The organism is Pseudomonas sp. BGI-2 (genome assembly GCF_004310295.1).
Classification (GTDB): domain Bacteria; phylum Pseudomonadota; class Gammaproteobacteria; order Pseudomonadales; family Pseudomonadaceae; genus Aquipseudomonas.
In genome coordinates this window covers 49,011-71,383 of record NZ_SISB01000031.1, presented here as the reverse complement: position 1 = coordinate 71,383, position 22,373 = coordinate 49,011, and the positions used below count along the sequence as shown (strand labels likewise).

Here is a 22,373-nt window from a genome sequence, read left to right as displayed (position 1 = left end):
GGACCGATCTGATTAGAACTTGGCCGTTGCCTGAACCACTACGCCGAGAATTCGGCACTCCTCGGTGAAAAGGGCTTTCGGATACGTCGGATTGAGCGGGACCAGGTAACGCTGCCCGCCCTCTTCGATCAGCTTGCGAAAGATCGCTTCAACACTGTCTGCCCATTGTACGATCACCAGCTTTCCGGGGTCCGGCACAATGGCCGGGTCCACCAGGATCATCATGCCCTCGGCAATGCTGATACCGCTGGGTGCGGTCATCGCGTCGCCGACCACCTCGAGCCAGAATGCCGCGCCCTGAGCGTGGTAATCGGTCAGTTCGAAACGCGGCTTGCCGTAGACCGATAGCTCACCGTCACGCACCTCGGCAGGCACGCGCCAGTCACTGACCGGATAACGAAAGTACGGGTTGTACTTTTGAGTCAGGGACATTTCGTCGTCCTGCAGCACTAAAGGCTCCCGAATCACCATCGCCACTTCCAGAAAATCCATCCCGAGCGCCCGCAAGACACGATTCATGTCCTCGATGCTCGGCTGACGGCGTTTATTCAGCCAGTGACCCACGCCGCCCTGGGACATCCCGAGGCGATCGGCGAGTACTTCCTGAGTGACTTTGAGCTCACTCATCTTGGCTTTGACCAACTCAATCCATTTATCCATGGGCGGCACGATACGTGGCGTACTCCGAGCAACAAAACACAAATTGTAGTATTTAAATTCTCGTCACAAATACAGTTCGTACTAGGATTGGTTCACGGATCTGAATCTATCACGGAGCTTGCCCTCGCCATGACGTTACCCAGCAATGACCTGTCGGATATGCAAATGGACACCACCCTCACCTCGCCCAAAGGCAATGCCGCCGCGCAAAAAGCCTTGGACTATTACTTGAAACCAACTGTGTCAGAAGCGGTGGTCGGGGAGCGATTTTTTGATGTGAACCCTGCCGTCAGCGGTGAAGAGGCGCTGGTGCATGCGTCGGACCTGTTGCGTTGTGCTGCGGCGACCGCCTACGAGTCGGCCAGCAACCTGCACGGTGCGAGTCGGGACCTGGCCTTTTCGACGGTGCATATGATCGACATGGCCAAGGCGATGATTGATCGTTCTTTACAGGGACAGAGCGTCTGAGTCAGACGCACGTTTTGAAGAAGACAGGAAAGAATTTTCCAATCGAGCAGATAAAATCATTTGACTTGCAAACGAGAATGATTATTATTGCATGCAGCTGGTCGCGAGATCAGTCGATGGACCAAGAGACCTTAGGTCGGTCTCCTGGACTATCTCCTCATCAGGCTAATCACGGTTTTTGACCCGGCTTTTTGCCGGGTCTTTTTTTGCCAGTTATTCTGGCTTTGGCTTCAGGCTAATGAAGTCTTCAGGTGTTGCGAATTCGATTGGCGCGGATGATATCAAAAGAATATCGAATGGCAAGAGAAGCCCGACATCATTGGCCCAAACTAATGAAAAACAGCACTTGAGAATCAATCGCACAGTCTCTAAGCTGCGTCTGCGTCAAGGAGGACGCCCCCACTTTCACCCCGCAATTTCCCCCGGTTTTTCCCTTCCCAGCGTGTAAAGTAGCAGCCATAAAATCATAATCAGGAATCGACTATGACCGTGGCTAAATCCTCTTTCGATATCAGCGCAAATTTCGACAGCGGCAACATTGAAGTACTGGACATCAGCAATCCACTTCAAGCGCTGCTGGCCATCAAACCAGACACCCGCAGCCAGCATTTCCAGTGGTTCCATTTCAAGGCCAGCGGTCTGCACGTCGGTCAGGAGCACTGGTTTCGTCTGAACAATGCCAGCAAGTCTTCATACAACAAGGCTTGGGACGGTTATCAAGCCGTAGCGTCCTACGACCACGTCAACTGGTTCCGCGTACCGACCATTTTCGAAGGCGACTGCCTGCGCTTCAGCCTTGAAGCCACCGCCACCCACGCCTGGTTTGCCTACTTCGAACCCTACAGCCGTGGCCGTCACGACTGGCTGATCGAGCAGGCGCTGACCAAGGCCGGCACTCAATTGCTGGCCACCGGCAAAAGCGCGGAAGGCCGTGACATCCAGTTATTGCGCAAAGGCACCGGCGCCGAGGGTCAGCGCAAGGTCTGGATCATCGCCCAGCAACACCCCGGCGAACACATGGCCGAGTGGTTCATGGAAGGCGTGATCGAACGCCTGGAAAAGCACGACGACCCGGTACTGAACAGACTACTGGCCAGCGCCGACCTGTACCTGGTGCCGAACATGAACCCGGACGGTGCCTTCCACGGTCACCTGCGCACCAACGCCATGGGCCAGGACCTGAACCGCGCCTGGCAGAGCGCCAGCCAGGAAATCAGCCCGGAAGTGCTGTTCGTTCAGCAGCAAATGGAAGCCTACGGTGTCGACTTGTTCCTCGACATCCACGGCGATGAAGAAATCCCCTACGTGTTCACCGCCGGTTGCGAAGGCAACCCGGGCTATACGCCGCGGATCGAAAAACTCGAAGAGCATTTCCGCAACCATCTGAAACACCTGACCAAGGACTTCCAGACCAAGCACGGCTACACCCGCGACGAACCGGGCAAAGCCAACATGACGCTGGCCTGTAACAGTGTCGGTCAGAAGTACGATTGCCTGTCGCTGACCCTGGAGATGCCCTTCAAGGACAACAACGACGCGCCCAACGCACTGACCGGTTGGTCGGGAAAGCGCTCCAGGCAATTGGGCAAGGACGTGCTGACGACTGTTGCCGATATGATCGATACCCTGCGCTGATCATCCTCGATGGCTGCATGCCCGGCATGCAGCCATGGCTCACTCAGCCGCGATCCTTCCCTCGCAACATGCTATCCAGCACATCATCGCGTCGCACCCAACCGTGAAACAGCGCTGCCGCCAGATGCAGCAGCACGGTCAGAAACAGCAAATACGCCAGATACCCATGAGCCTTGCGCAAAAACGCGAACATCTGCGCATTGGCTGGCAGGATCGAAGGCAACTGAATCGAATTGCTGAGCATCACCGGGTCCCCCGCCGCCGAGATCATCGCCCAGCCCAGCAGCGGCAAAATCAACATCAAGGCGTACAGCAAGATGTGCGAAGCCTTGGCTGCCAACGCCTGCCAACCGGGCAAGTCCGCCGGCAGTGGCGGCTGTTGCGTGGAAAAACGCACCACCAGACGCACAATCACCAGCAACAAAATCGCAACGCCCAAGGGTTTGTGCAGATGGATCAGCCACTCATGACGTTCGGACACCGAGGCCACCATCCCGGCGCCGATAAACAGCATCGCGATGACCATCAGCGCCATCAGCCAATGCAGCAGCCGCGCCAACGGCGCGAAATGGTTCGGTTGAGCGCTCATTGATGAGCCTCCTGTTTAGCGTTGGCGGCAGGCAACTGGCTGACTTCACTGGTGCGGCGCAGGTAGGAACTGGCGTACCCCGCTGAGCGAGCGGCGAGCAATGGGTCGTCGGAGCCTTCGATACCGGCCGGCAATACGAGCGGGTTGTAATTGATATCGCGGCACTCGCCACCGAGTTGCGGTTGAGTGCGTTCAAGCACCAGGGTGCCGGCGTTCACTACTTTGCGGCCGTCAGGCCAGGCCTTGCTGGCGTCGTTGACCGGATCACCGGGGTTCGCCAGGGTGATGTTCAACTGCCAACGCAACGGCCCGGCCGACAAACGCTGAACCAGGTCTTTTTCAAGGAAGTCAGCCCCTTCAGGCGCCGTGGCACCGGCAGCATCCTGTGCAATCGGCGTCATGCTCCAGCGCACCGCTTGCCGTTGACCGGACGCATTGACCAAGTAAAACGCGTTGACGCTGTTGTAAGTCTCCGTCGCGTAACTGGCGGAAGGCTTGGCAGTCTTGATCCAGGCCAGAAACGGCGCGGCTTCCGGATGAGCACCAAAAAACGCCGGAACCGCCGCTGGATTGGGTTTACCCGTGGCCGGATCCGGCGACTGAGCCTGCTGCAATTGATAAAACGCTTCAGGCGTGCCCACCGGGAACACCGGCATGCTGTTCATCCCGGTGCGCCATTGCTGGCCGTTAGCCTGAGTGAAACGCAACGCCATGCTGCGGATCGGCACGCTGCTGTCAGCAGCATAAGGATTGCCCGCAGGCAACGCGAAACGCCCGACCACCGGGGTTTTCGCCTCATTGAACACCTGCGCACTGGAGTAAGTGCGCGCCTCGCCGCTGCTCTCGAAATGCCCGATCACGCACACCCCTTTGGAGTGATTACGCCGGAACCCCGGGTGCACGCCATTGTTGGTTTCCAGCACGTTGATCAGTTTTTTCGGCGTCAGACGCTGTGGGTCAAAGGTGCCGTTGACGTAGGCAAAAGCCCCGGCCAACGCAGCAACCACCACAGCAATGCCGGTAAGGCGCAACGTCAGGCTTGCGGTACTCAGCGGTGGCCGGGTGGGCGGTGATGAACGATCTACCATGAATGACTCCAGGGCCATCGGCCACAAGTGAGAAGGATCAAGCAGACGTACGCCACAACGCTTTATTCCATCGCCCGGTATTTATTTCTACAGGCGTGGAATAACCTCAAGTGCCGGGCGTCTTCCTAGTCCCAAGCGTAGTGACTAGTCAGAACTTCATGAACGATATCGACGAACAACTCAGAGAAATCATTCCCAGATTGCGGCGGTTTGGCGTGTCGTTGACACGCAATCCCAGCAGCGCGGACGATCTGGTGCAGTCGAGCCTGGAGCGCGCCCTCTCCAGTTGGGGCGACAAACGCCCCGAAGGCGACTTGCGCGCCTGGTTGTTTTCGATACTTTATCGACAGTTTCTCGACGCCCACCGACGCTCCCGGCGTTATGCGCGGATGCTCGAATTCTTTACCGGCCGCGACGATGCCCAACCGTCAGTAGAACGCACCGTGATCGCCCAATCGACGCTGCAAGCCTTCGACCGGCTCACCACTGAACAGCGCGCGCTGCTGCTCTGGGTGTCGGTGGAAGGTTTGAGTTATAAAGAGGTCGCCGAGATTCTCGACGTCCCCACTGGCACCGTGATGTCCCGCCTGTCCCGCGCCCGTCAGGCCCTGCGCCAACTCAGCGACGGCGAAATCACCAGCCCTTCTCTGCGGATACTCAAATGATCAGCATGCCCCCTAGCGAACGCGACCTGCACGCCTACGTCGATCATCAACTCAACGACGCCGACCGGCGCCTGGTCGAGACTTACCTGGCCAGCAATCCTGAAACCGCCGCACAAGTGCGCGCCTGGCAGCAGGACGCCCAACAACTGCGCGCGGCGATGAGCGGCGCGTTGCACTACACAGCCAACCTGGACCTCGACCCGGCGCTGATTCGCCAACGCCTAAAACGCCAGTCCCGCCGTCATCTGGCCAGCGCTGCGGTGCTCTTGATCGCGGTCAGTGTCGGCGGATTGAGTGGCTGGCAGGCGCGGGAAATGACGCTAACCAGCGCGTCACTGCCGATGACCGATGCCATGCAGGCTTACCGCTTGATCGCCCAGCAAGGCATCCTGCCAGCCGACTACAAGGTCAGCGATGACGGCGACATGCAGGGCTGGCTCGACCGTTATTTCACCCACGCCAACCGTCTGCCGGACCTGGCGAGTTCAGGTTACAAACCGGTCAGCGGCCGTTTGCTCAGCACCGAGCAAGGGCCGGCGGCGATGGTGGTTTACGAGGACCAGGGCGGGCACAAGATCAGCTTCTACGTGCGACCACCAGGACCGAAAAACAACCTGCTGCCCCGTGGCAGTCGAAGCGATGGCGAGTTGCAGGCCGAGTACTGGTCCGGCGCTGGCTACAACTATGCGATGGTCAGCCCGAGCGATACGCCAGCGGCGCAGATGCTCAAGCAGACCACCCAGTTCTGACCACACCACAATCCCTTGTGGGAGCGGGCTTGCTCGCGAAGGCGGTTTGTAATTCAACATTGATGTCGACTGATCCGGCGCTTTCGCGAGCAAGCCCGCTCCCACAAAGGGAATGGTGGTTATTTGGAGAGTGTGGTCAGCCCTGCCCAAACACCTGCGATGGCCGGCGCAACAACGGATCAAACGGATTGATCCGCGGCCCGATCAGCGCCGCTTCGCGCTTAAGCATGTCCACTACCGTCGGCAAACGGTCCGGCCCCAGCCGATCACTCACCGTGGCCACGCTCAACGCCGCCACGGCCCGTCCTTCGCGATCCAGAATCGGCACCGCCACACCGGCCATGCCTTGCAGCACGCCAGTGTTGCGCCCGGCATACCCCAGCGCGCACATTCTCGACTTCCGAGCGCAGGAACACCTCGCCGTACAGGTGAAAATCCTTGAGCCGCGGCAGGTTGTAATGGATCACCGTATCGCGCTCATCTTCCGGCAGAAACGCCAGGCTGCCCTGCCCCACACCCAGCGCCACCCGCCCGCCGATATCGCCGGTAAAGGTGCGAATCGGAAACGGCCCTTCACTGCGGTCCAGGCAGATCGCATCAAAACCGCTGCGTGCCAGTAAAAAAAACGAATCCCCCAGTGAGCCCGACAGCCGCAACAACGACGGCCGCACCAGTTCGCGCAGATTTCCGGTGTTGCCAGCCCGTGCCGCCAGCGCAAAAAAATCCAGGCTCAGGCGATAGCGTTTACTGCGAGCGTCCTGCTCGACCATGCCTTCGTCCATCAGGCTGCGCAGGTAGCGATGCGTGGTCGGTTCGACAGACCGATGCGCTGCGCCAGTTGTGTCACACGCTCCCCGCCTTCAACCGTGTCGCCCAGGCTGCGCAACACCGCAAACAATCTGGAGACAGCCCCGACACCGACTTCATTGTTGTTTTCATTCCGCTCAATGGAATCAGGCATGTGATTTCTCGACGATAAATTTATTCACTGAATGAAACTGAAAATAGTCAGCGCTTCAGTGAAATAGGCCATTGATGTCTTCGTCCTACTTTGCGTCCAGACAGGGGCGATTCGAACAACAGCGGCAGCCGACTGAAGTCGAGCGCCAACGCACCCAGCAACATCTTTCGTATCTGCCCATACAAAAAAGCGCGCCTTCGGGCGACGCATAACAATCTCAGGTGGAGCGCAGTTATGGCTTTTGTGCAACTAGAAGGACTCGGCAGCGAGAAAGGCGAGTTCGTGTTTGACTGGGATCAGGTCAACGAACAGCGCCCGGAATGGAATGCGCGGTGGAATCGCAGTATCGAGCGGTAGCCGATCCCCACCCATAACGTTTGGAACGCTCCCCCTGTAGCAACTGCCGAGCAGCGCGAGGCTGCGTTCGGCTGCGTTCGGCTGCGAAGCAGTCGTAAACTCAGGCAACCGGTTCTTTCAGGAAAACCGCGTAAACCGGGTTTACGACTGCTGCGCAGCCGAACGCAGCCTCGCAGGCTCGGCAGCTGCTACAGAGTCGGTGGTGTTTTCGACATCAAAACCCGACATCAAGGATCACGCTGTCCAGATAAGTCCCAGCCGGCGGTGTGGTCTGGTCGGTGTAGATTTTTGCGTTGTAGTTAAACACCTGGCTGCCCGTCCCCAAGCCATTGCCAGGGTTCACCTCCGCGTCGGAACTGGCCCGACGCGCACCGCCGACACTGCCCCAGCGGGTGGTGCCGGCACTTTTGAAGATGTCGTAGGCCAGGTAATTTGCACCCGAGATCATCCGTCGGCGCCCGCCGATACCGGCCGCATGCTGGCCGTCGTCCAGCCCCACGGTGTAGGCGCTGCCCTTGGTGCAGGCCAGGTTGATGGTCTGGCCGGTGACTGCAGTGAAGCCGCTGACCACCGGCGCACTGCCGAAACTGATGTTCGGTGCGGTGATGGTGCAGTCGTTGGCCACGGTCATATTGACGGTTACCGTCGCAGTGCCACTGCCGATGTCGCGCCCCAGGCAGATGCTGCCGGCACCGATGACCGCACAATAATTCCAGCTCCAGAAAATACTCAGGGTCTCGCTGTAGACGCCCGCCGCTACGTTGCTGCCGATGGTCGTTCGCAAATAAACGGGCGCGGTTTTCGGTATCACACTGCCCAGCAGGCCGAGCGCATCGATGATGCCATTGCGGGCGAAATCGAATGCCACGCCACGGGTGATCGGGTAGCTGGTGCTGTTGTCGGCATACAACGTATAGCCGATAACGTCCCCGGTCGGCCCGAGCAAGCCGGATTGAGTCGACGAGACGGTGGCGTAGAAGTGGTCATTGTCAGTCAGCAATGACAGCAGTGAGCCGGTGCAACTCAACCCCGCATTGGGGGTGGAACTGGCTTGAGCCGTGGTGCGCACCGCAATCGAACTCTGTGAACCGAACGCCGCCGCTGTGGTGCTGACCACGGAGCACAGCGCCCAGGCGCACCCCGGCAGCCATAGCGCCAACAACACCAGCCATTTCATTGGCACACCAACGGCCCGATCAGCGGGACCTGATCCTGATTCGAGTCCACGGCGAACTGCACCTGGCAGCTCTTTCCATCCGCCAGTGTCACCCGCAAGCTGTTGTGCTTTTGAAGGTTTTCCAGGTACACCAGACCGTCCCAGCCGACCACGGTTTGTGCGCCGCTCTGCTCGTGCACAACGTTGCTGCCCAAGGGCAATTCCCGTTGCTGTGCATCCACCAGCACGATGCTCGCAGCGATCACCTTGGTTAACGGAAACTCCAGCAGATAACCGCTGCCCCGGCGTACCGCGATCCGCTGCTCGACATTGTGGCTGCGCACGTTAGCCGGCAGATTCAGCGGATCGATTTCGTATTTGCCACGGTAATAGGCGCTGCTCCAGGGCACCAGCAAGTGGCCGTTGCGATCCGTCTGACCCACCTGCTGGTTTTCGTAGCGCACGGGAATGTCCGCGTAACCCTCGGTGCTGACCACCACAAAAGCATCGTCGATCCGGTTGGCCGCGAATACCTGACGGTCCATCCAGACCAACGAGCCACTGGCATCGGCCCAACGGGTTTCGGCGTCGCTGTTGCCATAGACACCCGCCTGCAACTGCACCGATTGCAGGCGCCAGGTCAGGTCAGCCTGACGATAATCCGGGCCATCGCCATGGGCGTAACCGAGGTTGAAGCCCACCCCGCCTTCGGTGGGCACCGCGCGGCTGTAGTTGACCCGCTGCTGGTTTTGCCCGGTCTTGCTGCGTTCGCTGCTGATGGCCAGACTGCCGCGCAGATCGAACGGGATCACCAGTTGCGCCTGCACCGCCCAGTTGCTGTCACCGATTTCGCGGTTGGCCGATAAGTAGAAACTGGTGTTGCGCCACAAGGGTTTGCTCCAGGTCAGGTTGAGCAACCGGGTGCGCGAATCATCCGCCGCACGCACGTCGAAATAACCGACGCCGAGGCTGCCCCACGTGTCGAGGTTGAGGCTCAGGGTCGCCTGTTCGCTGCGTGTGCTCAGGGTGGTGTAAGGGCTGTCGACCACGGTCAGGTCGGCGTACTGATCGCGACGTTGCAGGCGTTGCCAGGAAAAGCTGTAGCGCTGGCTGCTGTACTGATAGCCGAGGCTCAATTGCTGACCGTTTTCGCCTTCGAAACGGCTTTGGCTGAGCGCGGTGTTGAGCACCCCGAAATTGCCCAGTCGCAGGTTGCCGCCCATGCCGCCGAGACTCAGGGAATCCGACGCTTCGGCATGGCTTTCCAGAGTGAAGTTATCACTCAAACCGTAACGCAGGCTGCCGGACGTGACACCGGGGCCGTAGCTGAAATCGCGGAGGCCGTAGTCTCGGCGCAAGGTGCCGGCGGCGACAGAAAAATCACTCAAGCCTTTTTGCAGCAAGCTGCTGGTGACGTAGAACGGCACCGTGGTCGAGACCTGTCGGCCCAGCGCATCCGTCGTGACCACGACCGCTTCTCCGGCGCCGTTGATGAACGGGATGTTGGTCAGTGTGTAAGGACCGGGTTGCAGCTCGGCGCTGCTGGATTTGTAGCCGTTGATGAACAGGTCCACCGAGGACGGCACGGCCGCTTCGCCGGCAAACTGCGGCAAGGGGTAGGTCACCAGGTCCGGGCGCACGCCGAAGTCACGGGACACTTGCACCCCGCCCAGGCGCACCGAGCTGCTCCACGGTAGCGCGCCGCTGACCAGGTCGCCGGCCTCATAAGTCAGCAATCGCTCGTCATCGGAATAACGCCAGGTGGTGTCGTAGCGCAGGTAACCATTACTCAGCGTACTCACCGCCTCCCCCGACAATGTGCGGCGGTATTGCCCGGTGTTGGACAGCGTGCCCCAGCTGTCGAACAGCCGCACTTCGTTCCATGCCGCGAGGTAAGTGCCGGCGTCATCGGTGTCGTTGAGGTACAGGTCGTAGTTGAGCAAGGCACCGAAACTGCTCAGGGCCGGGGTTCGCGGATAGGCTTGGCGGTTGCCGACGAACTGCTCCGGCAGCCAGTCCGGTGGCACCTCCAGCAGCAATCGTTGAGCGCCACTGTCGTACTCGCTGTGCAGGCCCGGGACGCTGTCGAGGTCGACTTCGGTGCCGGTGTTTTCAGGCAGCTTGATGCCGGTGTCGTGTAATGCGCTGGCCGGTAGAAAGAACCGTCCGCGCCTCTGCTCCACCGCCACGACTCGTCCGGTATTCATTTGATTGACCACCAATTCCAGAAACAACTGTGCATCGGCCACAGCCTCCATGCCGCTGGGCGGTGGCGGCAGATCACCGGCCCCTGTTTGAGGGGCGAACACCAGCCAGTACGCGCAGCTCACTGCCCACAACGGCCGCTGTAAACTGCGAGCCAGGCCTTGGCTCATTCGCGCATTTGGTCCGTCTATGGACAGATTCCTCTTTGTCACAACTCACACAATCCCTGTAGCCGCTGGCGAAGCCTGCGTTCGGCTGCGAAGCAGTCGCAAAACGGTCTCTACGATTTACCTGAATGACTGCGGTGCCTGATTTGGCGACTGCTCCGCAGCCGAACGCAGCCTTCGGCAGCTGCTACAGGGGATGTGATTAACGTGTTGGGATAATGCTCTGAACCTGCGGCGCGCCGTTGACCCGTACCTGCAACGCCGGATTGGCGGCCATCGGTCCCGGTGCCGGCCAGCGCATGATTGCGCCAGGCAGCACGTAACCCAACAGGCCTTCCACCAGCGGCTGGGTCTGGCTGCCTTGCTTGAGCGCCACATCGGTCAGCCTTGCATGCACCGCGCCCTGGTTACGCACTTCGACATAGGGCCGACCGTCCACCGCCACCGTGCGCCAACTCAGATCCGGCAAGCCGACGCCTTTGGGATCACGTTGGCGGGTGGTGTCTTCCTTGCTCCAAAGCCCGGCGCCATAAGCGAACAACGGCACCGAATAACGCATCTGAAAACGAATCGCCGCAGCGGTCTTGCCGTCTTCGGAAGCGGGGGTTTTAGCCGAGGGAATTTCATCGATGATGATGCGGTAAGTTAGTTCCTGCCCCGGTGGAATCTCCCGGGTGCGGGTCAGGCGCACGAGTTGTTTCTGACCGGGTTCAATCTTCGCCACCGGTGGGCTGCCGATTACATCGCGCTGATTCTGATACTGATCGTTGAAGCCACTCTGGCTCCAGGCGAACACCCGGATCTGCAAGTTGGCGGTCTCACTGCCACGGTTTTCCAGCCACAGGGCGCTGGCCTGTTGATCGGCCTCCAGCACCGGGTCGATCGGCCAGATCAGCACCGAACTGGCGGCCTGCACCTTGTTCGCCCCCAGTAACACCATCGCCAACACCGCACAACGCATGATCGAATGCCGCAGCGAAGGTGAACTCATAAGCCTGCTCCCTATTCAAAACGACGCATTACCACGACAGCTGCACTTGCAGCACATCGCTGTACGTCCCCCCAGGCTGATCGCCCGGTAATTGCACCCGTCCATAAATTGGCAGGCTGATGTTATTGGCATCGGTGTAGGCCACGGCGACACTCTGGCCGATCCCCAGGCTCTGGCTGAACGCCGCATCACGAAACAGCTGGTACGCCACGCGGTTACTGCCGGTCGTGAGCTGCATATGCCGCCCGCTGCTGTTGTACTGGCCGCCATCGACACTCATGTTCATCGTCACCCCCGGTGTGCATTGCAACTGCACACCGGCGCTCAACGCCACTTGCACCGTACTGGTGGCCAAGGCTGACTGGCTGCCGAAGTTGAGGCTGCCGTAATTCGATACACCGCCCACCACCAGGCACCCGGCGGTGACCGTGGCGCTGACCTGAAAACTCTGGCTGGTCACCGCCGCCAGCGGCAACGGCACGCACCCCGCACACAGCAGGAACAGCGCCGCATAGCCGTGCTTTTGTGTCATCGTTCTAGAACGTCAGTTCGACGGCAACGGTGTCGGTGTAGGTGCCGGCCGGTAGCCCGGCCTTGCCCACGGCTTTACCGTAGAGGTTCACGGTTTGCGCCACACCGGTGCTGGTTGTGAGGTTGATCACCCCGTCGATGGCCAGAATCTGCGAATGCCCGACGTCGGTGTACAGGTCATACGGCACATAGTTGCCGCTGCCATCTGCCAGGGCTCGGGTGCCGCCGGAAGACAAGCCGTCATGGGCACCCGCCCGGACCTTCACGGCCGGCGTGGTGCCGCTGGAACACAGAATCGCCAACGCCCCGCCACCACCACCCAGCACTTGCGCATTGGCGGTGGTGAACAGGCTGTTTTCGGTGCCGAAATTCAACGCACCGAAGTTCAGGCTGCTGGAACCGCCGGCTCCGTTGACTTGACAGCTGCTGATCAGAATCAGACTGGACGTTATCTGGCCGGTGACCGTGGTGGCGGCATGGGCACTGGACGCCAGCGTCAGGCCAAGCAGTGACAAACCTATCCTTGATGCAAGCATGTGCATGGTGTCCGTCCTCTACGGGTTACCAATCCAGCGTCACCGTCAGGGTGTCGGTATAGACACCGCGCGGTAACGCACGGGTATTCGCCACCACCGAGCCAAATACCGGGATCGGTATCTGGGCCCCGCTGGTGACAGCGAAATTGTGTTGTTGACCGATGCTGTAGCGCTGATTTGCGGAAGCGTCGAGGAACAATTGATAAGGGATGGTCTGGCTGCCGTTGCTCAGGCGTCGGGTCGTGCCGTCGCCATGGGCACCGCCATCGATGGTGACGGTGAACCCGGTGACCGAAGGGTTGCAGACGACGTTCAGCCTGCCGTTACCGCCGTCGCCGAGGCTGGCGTTGATCGGGCGATTCCAGGTCGGGCCTTGCTGGCCGAAATCAAGCGTGCCGAAATCGCTGGCCAGAGTGTCAGGGGCGGCATCATTGGTGACTTCACAACCGGAGGTAATGGTCAGCCGCGCTTGTATCTGCCCGCTGACCGCGGCTTGCGCGTCGTCGGCCAGCAGAACCAGTGTGCTCACGGCGATAACCCTCCAGTGCCTGCTTGTCATGGCGCCAACCCCCACTCCTCGCTACCAGGTGACCGTCACTTTCAGCACATCTGAATAGCGGCTGACACGGGGAATCTCCGCCAGCCGTTCGATACGCGCATACAGGGGCAAATCCACTGAACCGGAATCCGGTACACGGCCACTCACCGGCACATTCACCGCCAGCGGGATCAGCCGCGCCGGGTCCTGGTAAAGCCGATAAGGGATGGGCTTGCTGCCGGCGGAACCCGCCATGTAACGCACTTCACCGACGCCACCGTGTTGGCCGCCGTCAACGCGTAATTGATAAGGGGTGTCGGGGTTGCATTCGAGCCTTGGCAGTCGCTCATTCATCAGCGCCGCGCCCAGCGGTCCGGCCGGGTCATCCAGCCGCGCGGTACTGCCGAAGTCGAGCACGCCCAGTTGCTCGATCCCTGCCTGACGTTGTTGCCCGACCAACTGACAGCCGCGCTGTACGTCGACGCGTACGTCAACCTGAAGTTCTGCTGCCAATACCTGCGCGCTGAGCGTCACACCTGTGACTGCCAATACCATCATTCCATTCACGGCCCCATTCCTTGCGTGTGGTGGCGACTAGGCATCAGGGTAGCTACGCACCGGAATTTCGCCAGCCGCTCATCGTCGATGCATCCCTGCAACGGTTTTTTTTTACCGGGATTTGGCTAAAAAAAACTGATAACGGCCTAAAAATCTCTACAAACTGCAGAGTCCTGTCGAGATAGGGTCGACATCACTGGAAGGTAAACCCTTTGGTTACACTACGCCGCCGCAGCTCGGGGAAGCCTGCCTGACGATTACGGGGCTGTTCAAGGCGTTGTTCCAACGGGGCATTCTGCTGCTGGTGACGTCCAATTATCCGCCGGAAGGTCTATTGCCCAACCCGCTCTATCATGCGCGATTCAAACCGGTGATCGACTTGATCCATGCGCGCATGCAGGTCCATGGAGGTCGGCGGACCCCATGACTACCGCAGCCAGATGAGGACGCACGCGCAGCAGGTGTTTACCCATGGCCGCTACGTCTGGCCGGGCACCGTGGCGCAACGTCAGGCGCTGGACCTGCCCGAACGCGGCGCACCGCCCCTGCAACTGCCGGTCGGCGCACGTCACCTTCAAGCGCGACGCTGTGAAGAACGCACCATCGGTTTTACCTTTGGCGATCTGTGCGAACACCCCACGGCGGTCATGGATTACCTGGAGCTGTGCCGACGATTCGATCACTGGATCATCGACGAGCTGCCTGACCTTGCCGATTGCTCGACGGCGGCGCAGCAGCGCTTCATCAATTTGATCGACGTTTTGTACGATCAGGACAAGCAACTGACGTTGCTCGGTGCTGGAAGACCAGTACCGTGTACGACGAAAAGGTTTATTTACAGGCCTTGCTCCGGCACGGCTCACCGTTGACCAGCGAGCTGGACACAGCAAAACCGCGTTGACGGAAAGGCTCAGGGCGCGATGGCGGCCTCACAGGCGACACACCTTTGCCGTTATCATGTCGTCCATTTCCAGGCCCCCGCGCCCTCCTCTCGATCAATAGCGAACCCGTCCATGGATACCCTCGCCCAACTGCGCGCCGGTCAACTGACAGGCATCACCCGACTGGACCTGGCCTGCGGCCTGACCGAATTTCCGCGAGAAATCTTCGACCTGGCGGACTCGCTGGAAGTGCTCAACCTCAGCGGCAACGCCTTGAGCAGCCTGCCGGATGACCTGCATCGCCTGACCCGCTTGCGCGTGCTTTTTTGCTCGGACAACCTGTTTACCGAACTGCCCGCGTGCCTCGGCCAATGCGCCGCGCTGACAATGATCGGCTTCAAGGCCAATGCCATTGAAACGGTCCCCGCCGCTGCGCTGCCTCCGCTGTTGCGCTGGCTGATCCTGACCGATAACAGCCTCAGTGAATTGCCCGCTGAGTTGGGTCAATGCTCACACCTGCAAAAACTCATGCTCGCCGGCAATCGCTTGCAGCGCCTGCCCGAGAGCCTGAGCCATTGCCATCGACTCGAACTGATCCGCATCGCAGCCAATCAACTGATCGAACTGCCCGAGTGGCTGCTGACCCTGCCGAGCCTGACCTGGCTGGCTTACGCCGGTAACCCGCTGGAAACCGAAGCCGATGCGGCGGCCCTCGAAGCGACGACGAGTATTGCGTGGTCCGAACTGCGTCTGGAGCAACAACTGGGCGAAGGTGCTTCGGGGGTGATTCATCGGGCGCTGTGGGAACGACTGGCCACACAGGTCGCGGTCAAACTCTACAAAGGCGAAATGACCAGCGACGGTTCACCGCTGCACGAGATGAACGCCTGCATCTCCGCCGGCATTCACTCCCATCTGATCCGGGTAGAAGGCCGGATCGTCGGGCATCCCGAACAGCAGGCCGGGCTGGTGATGCAACTGATCGACCCGAGTTACCGCAATCTGGCCGGACTGCCGAGCCTGGCGTCCTGTACCCGTGACGTCTATGCCGATGACACCCGTTTCAGTGCCGATGTGGCGCTGCGCATAGCTCGCGGCATCGCCTCGGTGGCCGAGCATTTGCACCGCCAAGGCATCACCCACGGTGATCTCTATGGCCACAATATTTTGTGGAACGAGCACGGTGATTGCCTGTTGGGGGACTTTGGCGCGGCGTCTTTTCATGCGACATGCGACAGCCTCGAAAGCCGAGCGCTGCAACGGATCGAAGTGCGGGCGTTTGGGGTTTTGCTGGGGGAATTGCTGGAGCGGATCGACTCGGGGTTGAGCGATGAAAGGCGCTTGCAGCTGGAGGAACTGGAACAGCGTTGCTGTCAGCCGGATGTCCTGGCGCGGCCGGGGTTCAGTGAGATTGTGGGATTACTTGATATCCAGTGACCGCTTCGCGGTCATTCGCGAGCAGGCTCGCTCCTACAGGGGTTTTGTGTCGTACACATGATTTTGTGATCAACACAGACCTACTGTGGGAGCGAGCCTGCTCGCGATGGCGGTATCACTGAAGAAGCAAATTACCCGGCCAAACCAACAAACATATCCTGCACATCATCATGGTTATCGAGGCCTTCCAGGAACGCCTCGACTTCAGCCATCTGCTCATCGCTCAAACCCGTCACCGGGTTTTTCGGCTGATAGCCCAACTTGGCCGACAACACGGTAAAACCTTGCTCAGGCAGTGCTTTCTGAACGGCGTCCAGGTCACCTGGCTCGGTCAGGAACAGGGTCGTGCCCTCTTCTTCACCTGGCTCAAAATCCTGGGCACCGGCTTCAATCGCGGCCATTTCCGGATCGGCGTCAGGGCTGTCCGGGGACGCTTCGATCATGCCCACATGGTTGAAGTCCCACGCCACCGAACCGGAAGCGCCCAATTGGCCCTTGCGAAATGCCACGCGGATTTCAGCGACGGTGCGGTTGATGTTGTCGGTGACGCATTCAACGATCAGCGGCACCTGATGCGGGGCGAAGCCTTCATAGGTCACGCGATGGTATTGCACGGTTTCGCCGAGCTGGCCGGAGCCTTTCTTGATCGCGCGTTCGAGGGTTTCGCGGGGCATCGACGCTTTTTTAGCCTGTTCAACCACCAGACGCAGGTGTGCGTTGGTCGTGACATCGGCACCGTTGCGCGCAGCAATGGTGATTTCTTTTACCAGTTTGCCGAAGATCTTGCCCTTGGCGTTAGATGCCGCTTCTTTGTGTTTAACCTTCCACTGTGCGCCCATTACTCACTCTCTTATCTGTGGCGCCGAGACATCTATTGGCCGACGCTTTGCGCAAGTTTATACGGCCTAAAGTTGGCAATCGACCAAAAATTCCACCCGGCTCACCGGCATGACGAATCGACATCTTCACCAGCGCTTGTAGGGCGATTCTGAAAAGTCGATTTGCGGTGACTATAAAGGGCCGTGGTTTCGTACCCTCTGCGCCCATATTCCATGGCAGAAGCGCGTTCGATGCACAACGACAAGGAAAGTCCCTACACCCTGACCCTCCTGGACAGCGGTTTGATTCTGCAGGTGCTGCAGTTCAGTGGCCGAGAAAGTATCAACCAGCCCTATCGTTTTGAGATCGAAGTGATCGGGCTGGCACCGGCCATGAACCTCGAGCAGTTGCTCCAGCAATCGGCGTTCCTGAGCCTGGGGGATGAAACCGGCATTCATGGCCTCTTGCACACCGCCAGTCGCGAGTATCGTGGGCCGCACCGGGTCGGCTACCACTTGGTGCTGGTGCCCTGGCTTCTACAGCTGGACCGGCAACCTTGTCGTCGGGTCTTTCATCAACTCGGCGTGCCCGCCATCCTGCGCCAGTTGCTCGCAGAAAATGCGATCCCCGAAGACAGCGTCCGCTTTGACCTGCCGAACGGGCGCTACCCAGTCCGTCCGTTTTGCATTCAGTTTGAAGAGACCGACCTGGCGTTCCTCCAACGGCTCTGCGAAGAAGAAGGCATCCACTACCACTTCGAACATCAGCGCGACAGCCACATGCTGGTGCTGGCGGATGACAGCCTGAGCTTCCCCCAGGAACCGCTTTTGATGCCCTTTTACGACGAGTCCCCCCATCGCACCAGCGCGCCGGTAATCAGTGAATTGTTCCAGCGTCACGCCTCGCCCCCACTCACCGCATCGCCTGCGCCGCAACAGCTCGAGCGTGAGCAATCGAGTCGTCGCTCACTTGAACGCCTGCGCTGCCGGCATCGGCAGATTCAAGGGCAAAGCAATCACTGTGATGTGCGCAGTGGAAGCATCGTGCAAGTGTCAGAACATCCCATCCCGAACTTCAACGATCAGTGGCTGCTGACCGAGATCCGGCATCAGGGCCAACAGCCGTCGATTCTCGCCGAGGACACATTCGACATGACCCGGCATTACAGCAATCAGTTCAGCGCCATTCCGTGGTCCACGGTGTTCCGGCCTGCGCTCACGCAGGCCAGACCGAGTATTCCGGGTTATCAGACGGCGCGAGTGCTGGGCCCGGTCGGGCAGCCGGCGGTGCTGGATGAACAAGGACGGATTGAGGTGCGGTTGTGGCCCACCGCGCAGGCCGATGACGATCAATCCACCGGCCTCTGGCTACCCGTGGCCCTCGCCGCGCCGGACGGTCGGATCGACCCGTCCAGGCTGCCACTCGCCGGCACCGAAGTGCTCATCAGTTTTCTCGACAGCGACCCGGATCGCCCTGTGCTGTGTGCCACTGCGAGCAACCCGCCAGCGCCTCGACTCGCTCGACCGCCACGCGGCGATGGCCGCTTGCTGCTCGATTGGCTGGTCAACCGTCAGGACTGATCAGCCCTTGTCAGCCTTGCCTGCCGCCGCCGCGAACTTGGCCAGACGCACATCCAGATGCCGCGGCCGACGGCCGTGGTCCTCGGCGCGCTCCTTGCGGCGAATGGCGTTGCGCACCATTAATGAGCCGAGGTAACGAATCGGTTCCGGCGGAAAGAAGCCCAACGGGCCATTCACCAAGGGCGAACGGGTCCAGGCGTTGTCCAGCCCCTGAACCATTGAGGCGAGGATCTGCCCGCCCATATGGCACGGACCGACGCCGCTGCCAGAATAACCGAAACCGTAAAACACGTTACCGCTGGCACTCATCTGGCCGAAGAACGGCAAACCGGTTACTGAACGGTCCGACGGGCCGTTCCATGTCGCCTCGACCTTGACCTCGGCAAACGCCGGAAAGAACTCGCTCAGGCTGTGTGTAGGCAGGTCTGGCCACTTCGCGAGCAAGCCCGCTCCCACAGGTTTGCGTCGTACACAACATTTTCGGCCAACATAAATCCCTGTGGGAGCGTGGCTTGCCCGCGAAGGTCGCACCTCGGTTTACCTGACTGGCGTCAACTCGAAAAACGCCCGAATCAAACGCAAATCCCGCCGCCGTTCCATGCACCCGATCATGTGCCGGTTAACCAACCCTTCACCCAGAATCGGCACCGCCGCCACCCTCGGGTCATGACTGACTTCCACAGACGACACCACCCCAACGCCCAACTCCGCCGCCACGGCCTCGGTCACCGCCTCGCGACTGTCCAGCTCCAGCAACACCCTGGGATTGACCGACGCCATCGCGCAAGCCTCATCGAACGTCCGTCGGGTAATCGAACTCGGTTCACGCAATACCATAATCACCTGATCCAGCTCCTTGAGCTTCACGCCCTTGGACGCCTTGGCCCAAGGATGACTTTCAGGCACCAGCGCGCAAATCCGTGATTCGTTCAACGCTTGCAGGTGCAGGCCTTTGCGCGGCTCGACTTCAGTCAACACGGCCACGTCGGCATGCTCGGACAACAACGCCGCCAGCGTTTCCTGAGCATTGCCCAACCGCAGATTCACGGTGATCCCCGGATACCGCGCCCGTAGACTTGCCAGCATCGGCATCACCATGTGCGGCCCGTCCGCCGCCACTTCCAAACGACCGGTCAGCAACTGTCGATTCGCTTCCAGCAGCACTTGCGCTTCCTCGGCCAGGCCGAACATCGCCCGGGTGATCGCCGCCAGCTTGGTGCCCTCCTCCGTCAGCTCCACTCGTCGCGCGGTGCGGCGCAGCAAGGTGATCTGGTAATGCTCCTCCAGGGCCTTGATGTGCCCGGTGACCGCCGGTTGGCTGATGAACAGCCGCTCGGCAGCGCGGGTGAAGCTGCCTTCGCGGGCCACGGCGTCAAAGGCTCGAAGCTGGAACAGGTTCATGAATAACTCTCACTGATGGCTGGCATAACAACAAACAATTTGATTGATAGCACCCGAAATTGCAATTTATGTCCCGTAGCTTCATCCCACAGAGAGCTTTTGCGAGGACACAAGAATGAGCACTGCCGAGCCAATCCTGCTCACCCCCGGCCCACTGACCACATCGGCCCGCACCCGTCAGGCGATGATGGTCGACTGGGGTTCATGGGATGACCGCTTCAATCAACTGACCGCCAGCCTGTGCGAGCAATTGCTGACGATCATCAACGGCGGCGACAGCCACCACTGCGTACCCCTGCAAGGCAGCGGCACCTTCGCCGTCGAAGCAGCAATCGGCACCCTGGTGCCCCGCGACGGCAAAGTGCTGGTGCTGATCAATGGCGCCTACGGCAAACGCCTGGCGAAAATCTGCGAAGTGCTCGGCCGCCCCTTCAGCACCTTCGAAACCGCCGAAGACGAACCGACCACCACCGCCGACGTCGACCGTCTGCTGCGGGCCGATGCGAGCATCACCCACGTCGCGCTGATTCACTGCGAGACCAGCACCGGTATCCTCAACCCGCTGCCGGAAATCGCCCGCGTCATCGCGCAACACGGCAAACGCCTGATCATCGACGCCATGAGTTCCTTCGGCGCGTTGCCGATCGACGCACAACAGGTGCCCTTCGACGCGCTGATCGCCGCCTCGGGCAAATGCCTGGAAGGTGTGCCGGGCATGGGTTTTGTCTTCGCTCGCAAAGACGCGCTGGCCAACGCGGCCGGCAACTCGCACTCCTTGGCGATGGATTTGTTCGACCAGCACGCCTACATGGCCAAGACCGGCCAGTGGCGCTTCACGCCGCCGACCCACGTGGTCGCCGCGTTGCACGAAGCCCTGCTGCAGTACAACGAAGAAGGCGGTTTGCCGGCGCGGCATCAACGCTATGCCAACAACTGCCAGGTGCTGCTCGATGACATGGCCAAACTCGGCTTGCACAGCTTTCTGCCCGCCGCGATCCAGGCACCGATCATCGTCACCTTCCACGCGCCGAAAGATCCGCGATACCAGTTCAAGGAATTCTACGAACGGGTCAAGGCCAAGGGTTTCATCCTCTACCCCGGCAAATTGACCCAGGTCGACACCTTCCGCGTCGGCTGCATCGGACACGTCAACCAGGCCGAGATGCACGCGGCCGTGGCGGCGATTGCCGAAGTGCTGCGCGAGATGGAAGTGTTAGAGATCTAAACAACACCACATTCCCCCTGTGGGAGCGGGCTTGCTCGCGAAAGCGGACTGACATTCAACTTGATGTCGACTGATACACCGCCTTCGCGAGCAAGCCCGCTCCCACAAAAAGCGGCTCCCAAACAGTCAGTTATCACAGGAATTTGATCACCATGAATTACAACAACCCAACCAAACTCCAGGCCGCCATCCTCGACTGGGCCGGCACCGTGGTCGACTTCGGCTCCTTCGCGCCGACGCAGATTTTTGTCGAAGCCTTCGCCGAGTTCGACGTCCAGGTGTCCATCGAAGAGGCCCGCGGGCCGATGGGCATGGGCAAGTGGGACCACATTCGTACCCTGTGCGACCAGCCGGAAGTTGCCGAGCGTTATCGCGCCGTGTTCGGCCGCACACCGACCGACGATGACGTCACCGCCATCTACAAACGTTTCATGCCACTGCAAATCGAAAAAATCGCCGAGCACTCGGCACTGATTCCGGGCGCACTCGACACCATCGCCACCCTGCGTCAGCAAGGGATCAAGATCGGTTCCTGCTCCGGTTACCCGAAACAGGTCATGGACAAAGTGGTCGAACTGGCCGCCACCAACGGTTACGTTGCCGACCACGTAGTCGCCACTGACGAAGTACCTAACGGCCGCCCATGGCCAGCCCAGGCACTGGCCAACGTGATTGCGTTGGGCATCGACGATGTCGCGGCTTGCGTGAAGATCGACGACACCGTGCCGGGCATTCTCGAAGGTCGTCGTGCCGGTATGTGGACCGTGGCGCTGATCTGCTCCGGTAACGCGCTGGGTCTGGACTACGAAGGCTTCCGCGCCCTTGGCAGCGACGAACTCGACAGTGAACGCAAACGCATCCACGCACTGTTCGAAGGCTCACGACCGCACTACATGATCGACACCATCACCGACTTGCCGCAAGTGATCGCCGACATCAACAAGCGTCTGGCCAAGGGTGAGATGCCGCAAAGCAGTTGATCCACCCAAAAGCACCGCTGTCCTCTGTAGGAGCGAGGCTTGCCCGCGAAGACGTTCTACCAGCCGACATCCCTGTTGAATGTGCAGACGCCTTCGCGGGCAAGCCTCGCTCCTACAAGGGACAGCGGTGCTTTTTTCTGTCTGTTACCTGAACCAGAGCATTGAACCTTGACCAGGATCAGGCAGACCCCTCGAA

Annotated in this window: 21 protein-coding genes and 3 pseudogenes; 10 read left to right on the top strand and 14 right to left on the bottom strand. The window is 60.1% G+C overall.

Features of this window, described 5'->3' with window-relative positions:
- Nucleotides 1-12: 12 nt before the first annotated feature.
- On the bottom strand, nt 13-660 hold the full coding sequence (locus EYC95_RS20545) for a LexA family transcriptional regulator (RefSeq protein ID WP_131061990.1): 648 nt from the start codon (nt 658-660) through the stop codon (nt 13-15).
- Between the two features lie 129 nt (nt 661-789).
- Here EYC95_RS20545 and EYC95_RS20540 point away from each other — a divergent pair, with 129 nt between their 5' ends.
- Together EYC95_RS20540 and EYC95_RS20535 are read left to right on the top strand one after the other, a co-directional pair.
- A complete protein-coding gene (locus tag EYC95_RS20540; protein ID WP_131061989.1) occupies nt 790-1,128 on the top strand; it encodes a DUF6124 family protein in 339 nt (112 codons plus the stop codon).
- A 483-nt stretch (nt 1,129-1,611) separates the two neighbouring features.
- Nucleotides 1,612-2,763 (top strand): M14-type cytosolic carboxypeptidase, encoded by a 1,152-nt coding sequence (locus EYC95_RS20535; protein ID WP_131061988.1) that lies wholly within the window; start codon nt 1,612-1,614, stop codon nt 2,761-2,763.
- Between the two features lie 43 nt (nt 2,764-2,806).
- Here EYC95_RS20535 and EYC95_RS20530 read toward each other — a convergent pair whose 3' ends face one another.
- On the bottom strand, nt 2,807-3,352 hold the full coding sequence (locus EYC95_RS20530; protein WP_131061987.1) for a cytochrome b: 546 nt from the start codon (nt 3,350-3,352) through the stop codon (nt 2,807-2,809).
- A complete protein-coding gene (locus EYC95_RS20525; protein WP_131061986.1) occupies nt 3,349-4,440 on the bottom strand; it encodes a catalase family peroxidase in 1,092 nt (363 codons plus the stop codon). Before EYC95_RS20525 ends, EYC95_RS20530 begins: the two co-directional genes overlap by 4 nt.
- 158 nt (nt 4,441-4,598) lie before the next feature.
- Here EYC95_RS20525 and EYC95_RS20520 point away from each other — a divergent pair, with 158 nt between their 5' ends.
- Both EYC95_RS20520 and EYC95_RS20515 read left to right on the top strand, forming a co-directional pair.
- Nucleotides 4,599-5,105, top strand: coding sequence for an RNA polymerase sigma factor (locus tag EYC95_RS20520; RefSeq protein ID WP_131061985.1), 507 nt, complete (start codon nt 4,599-4,601; stop codon nt 5,103-5,105).
- On the top strand, nt 5,102-5,854 hold the full coding sequence (locus EYC95_RS20515; RefSeq protein WP_131061984.1) for an anti-sigma factor: 753 nt from the start codon (nt 5,102-5,104) through the stop codon (nt 5,852-5,854). The genes EYC95_RS20520 and EYC95_RS20515 overlap by 4 nt, the downstream gene beginning before the upstream one ends.
- A gap of 136 nt (nt 5,855-5,990) precedes the next feature.
- Here the strand turns inward: EYC95_RS20515 and EYC95_RS20510 are convergent.
- Nucleotides 5,991-6,815: pseudogene (locus EYC95_RS20510) on the bottom strand (IclR family transcriptional regulator).
- A 234-nt stretch (nt 6,816-7,049) separates the two neighbouring features.
- Between EYC95_RS20510 and EYC95_RS30695 the strand changes: the two are divergent.
- Entirely contained in the window at nt 7,050-7,172 is a 123-nt protein-coding gene (locus EYC95_RS30695; protein ID WP_256656981.1) for a hypothetical protein, read from the top strand.
- A 214-nt stretch (nt 7,173-7,386) separates the two neighbouring features.
- On the opposite strand, the gene EYC95_RS20505 is transcribed toward EYC95_RS30695, so the two are convergent.
- The 7 genes from EYC95_RS20505 to EYC95_RS20475 all read right to left on the bottom strand — a co-directional run bounded on the left by EYC95_RS20505 (nt 7,387) and on the right by EYC95_RS20475 (nt 13,854).
- Nucleotides 7,387-8,349, bottom strand: coding sequence for a spore coat U domain-containing protein (locus EYC95_RS20505; protein WP_131061983.1), 963 nt, complete (start codon nt 8,347-8,349; stop codon nt 7,387-7,389).
- Entirely contained in the window at nt 8,346-10,703 is a 2,358-nt protein-coding gene (locus tag EYC95_RS20500) for a fimbria/pilus outer membrane usher protein (RefSeq protein WP_131061982.1), read from the bottom strand. The genes EYC95_RS20505 and EYC95_RS20500 overlap by 4 nt, the downstream gene beginning before the upstream one ends.
- Before the next feature lie 199 nt (nt 10,704-10,902).
- A complete protein-coding gene (locus EYC95_RS20495; RefSeq protein WP_131061981.1) occupies nt 10,903-11,691 on the bottom strand; it encodes a molecular chaperone in 789 nt (262 codons plus the stop codon).
- A gap of 28 nt (nt 11,692-11,719) precedes the next feature.
- Nucleotides 11,720-12,223, bottom strand: coding sequence for a spore coat U domain-containing protein (locus EYC95_RS20490; RefSeq protein WP_131061980.1), 504 nt, complete (start codon nt 12,221-12,223; stop codon nt 11,720-11,722).
- A 4-nt stretch (nt 12,224-12,227) separates the two neighbouring features.
- Nucleotides 12,228-12,764: a spore coat protein U domain-containing protein gene (locus EYC95_RS20485; protein WP_131061979.1), complete on the bottom strand. Its 537-nt coding sequence runs from the start codon at nt 12,762-12,764 to the stop codon at nt 12,228-12,230.
- Nucleotides 12,765-12,783: 19 nt separating this feature from the next.
- Nucleotides 12,784-13,317, bottom strand: a complete 534-nt coding sequence (locus tag EYC95_RS20480) for a spore coat U domain-containing protein (RefSeq protein WP_131061978.1) — start codon at nt 13,315-13,317, stop codon at nt 12,784-12,786.
- A 21-nt stretch (nt 13,318-13,338) separates the two neighbouring features.
- Nucleotides 13,339-13,854, bottom strand: a complete 516-nt coding sequence (locus EYC95_RS20475) for a spore coat U domain-containing protein (RefSeq protein WP_371928429.1) — start codon at nt 13,852-13,854, stop codon at nt 13,339-13,341.
- A gap of 235 nt (nt 13,855-14,089) precedes the next feature.
- Here EYC95_RS20475 and zapE point away from each other — a divergent pair.
- Together zapE and EYC95_RS20465 are read left to right on the top strand one after the other, a co-directional pair.
- A pseudogene (zapE, locus tag EYC95_RS20470) lies at nt 14,090-14,651 on the top strand (cell division protein ZapE); the annotation flags it as partial.
- A 216-nt stretch (nt 14,652-14,867) separates the two neighbouring features.
- Nucleotides 14,868-16,172: a leucine-rich repeat-containing protein kinase family protein gene (locus EYC95_RS20465; RefSeq protein ID WP_131061976.1), complete on the top strand. Its 1,305-nt coding sequence runs from the start codon at nt 14,868-14,870 to the stop codon at nt 16,170-16,172.
- A gap of 131 nt (nt 16,173-16,303) precedes the next feature.
- Here the strand turns inward: EYC95_RS20465 and EYC95_RS20460 are convergent, their stop codons facing one another.
- Nucleotides 16,304-17,011, bottom strand: a complete 708-nt coding sequence (locus EYC95_RS20460; RefSeq protein WP_131061975.1) for a YebC/PmpR family DNA-binding transcriptional regulator — start codon at nt 17,009-17,011, stop codon at nt 16,304-16,306.
- Nucleotides 17,012-17,242: 231 nt separating this feature from the next.
- Here EYC95_RS20460 and EYC95_RS20455 point away from each other — a divergent pair, with 231 nt between their 5' ends.
- Nucleotides 17,243-18,571, top strand: coding sequence for a type VI secretion system Vgr family protein (locus EYC95_RS20455; protein ID WP_131061974.1), 1,329 nt, complete (start codon nt 17,243-17,245; stop codon nt 18,569-18,571).
- Here EYC95_RS20455 and EYC95_RS20450 read toward each other — a convergent pair.
- A pseudogene (locus EYC95_RS20450) lies at nt 18,572-18,982 on the bottom strand (FAD-dependent oxidoreductase); the annotation flags it as partial.
- Nucleotides 18,983-19,108: 126 nt separating this feature from the next.
- The gene (locus EYC95_RS20445; RefSeq protein WP_131061973.1) at nt 19,109-19,972 is read right to left on the bottom strand and encodes a LysR substrate-binding domain-containing protein; all 864 of its coding nucleotides are present in this window, start codon (nt 19,970-19,972) and stop codon (nt 19,109-19,111) included.
- A gap of 115 nt (nt 19,973-20,087) precedes the next feature.
- Here EYC95_RS20445 and EYC95_RS20440 point away from each other — a divergent pair, with 115 nt between their 5' ends.
- Complete coding sequence (locus tag EYC95_RS20440) at nt 20,088-21,197, top strand: 2-aminoethylphosphonate--pyruvate transaminase (protein ID WP_131061972.1); 1,110 nt, start codon at nt 20,088-20,090, stop codon at nt 21,195-21,197.
- A 152-nt stretch (nt 21,198-21,349) separates the two neighbouring features.
- Nucleotides 21,350-22,177 (top strand): phosphonoacetaldehyde hydrolase, encoded by an 828-nt coding sequence (phnX, locus tag EYC95_RS20435; protein ID WP_131061971.1) that lies wholly within the window; start codon nt 21,350-21,352, stop codon nt 22,175-22,177.
- Nucleotides 22,178-22,373 lie beyond the last annotated feature (196 nt).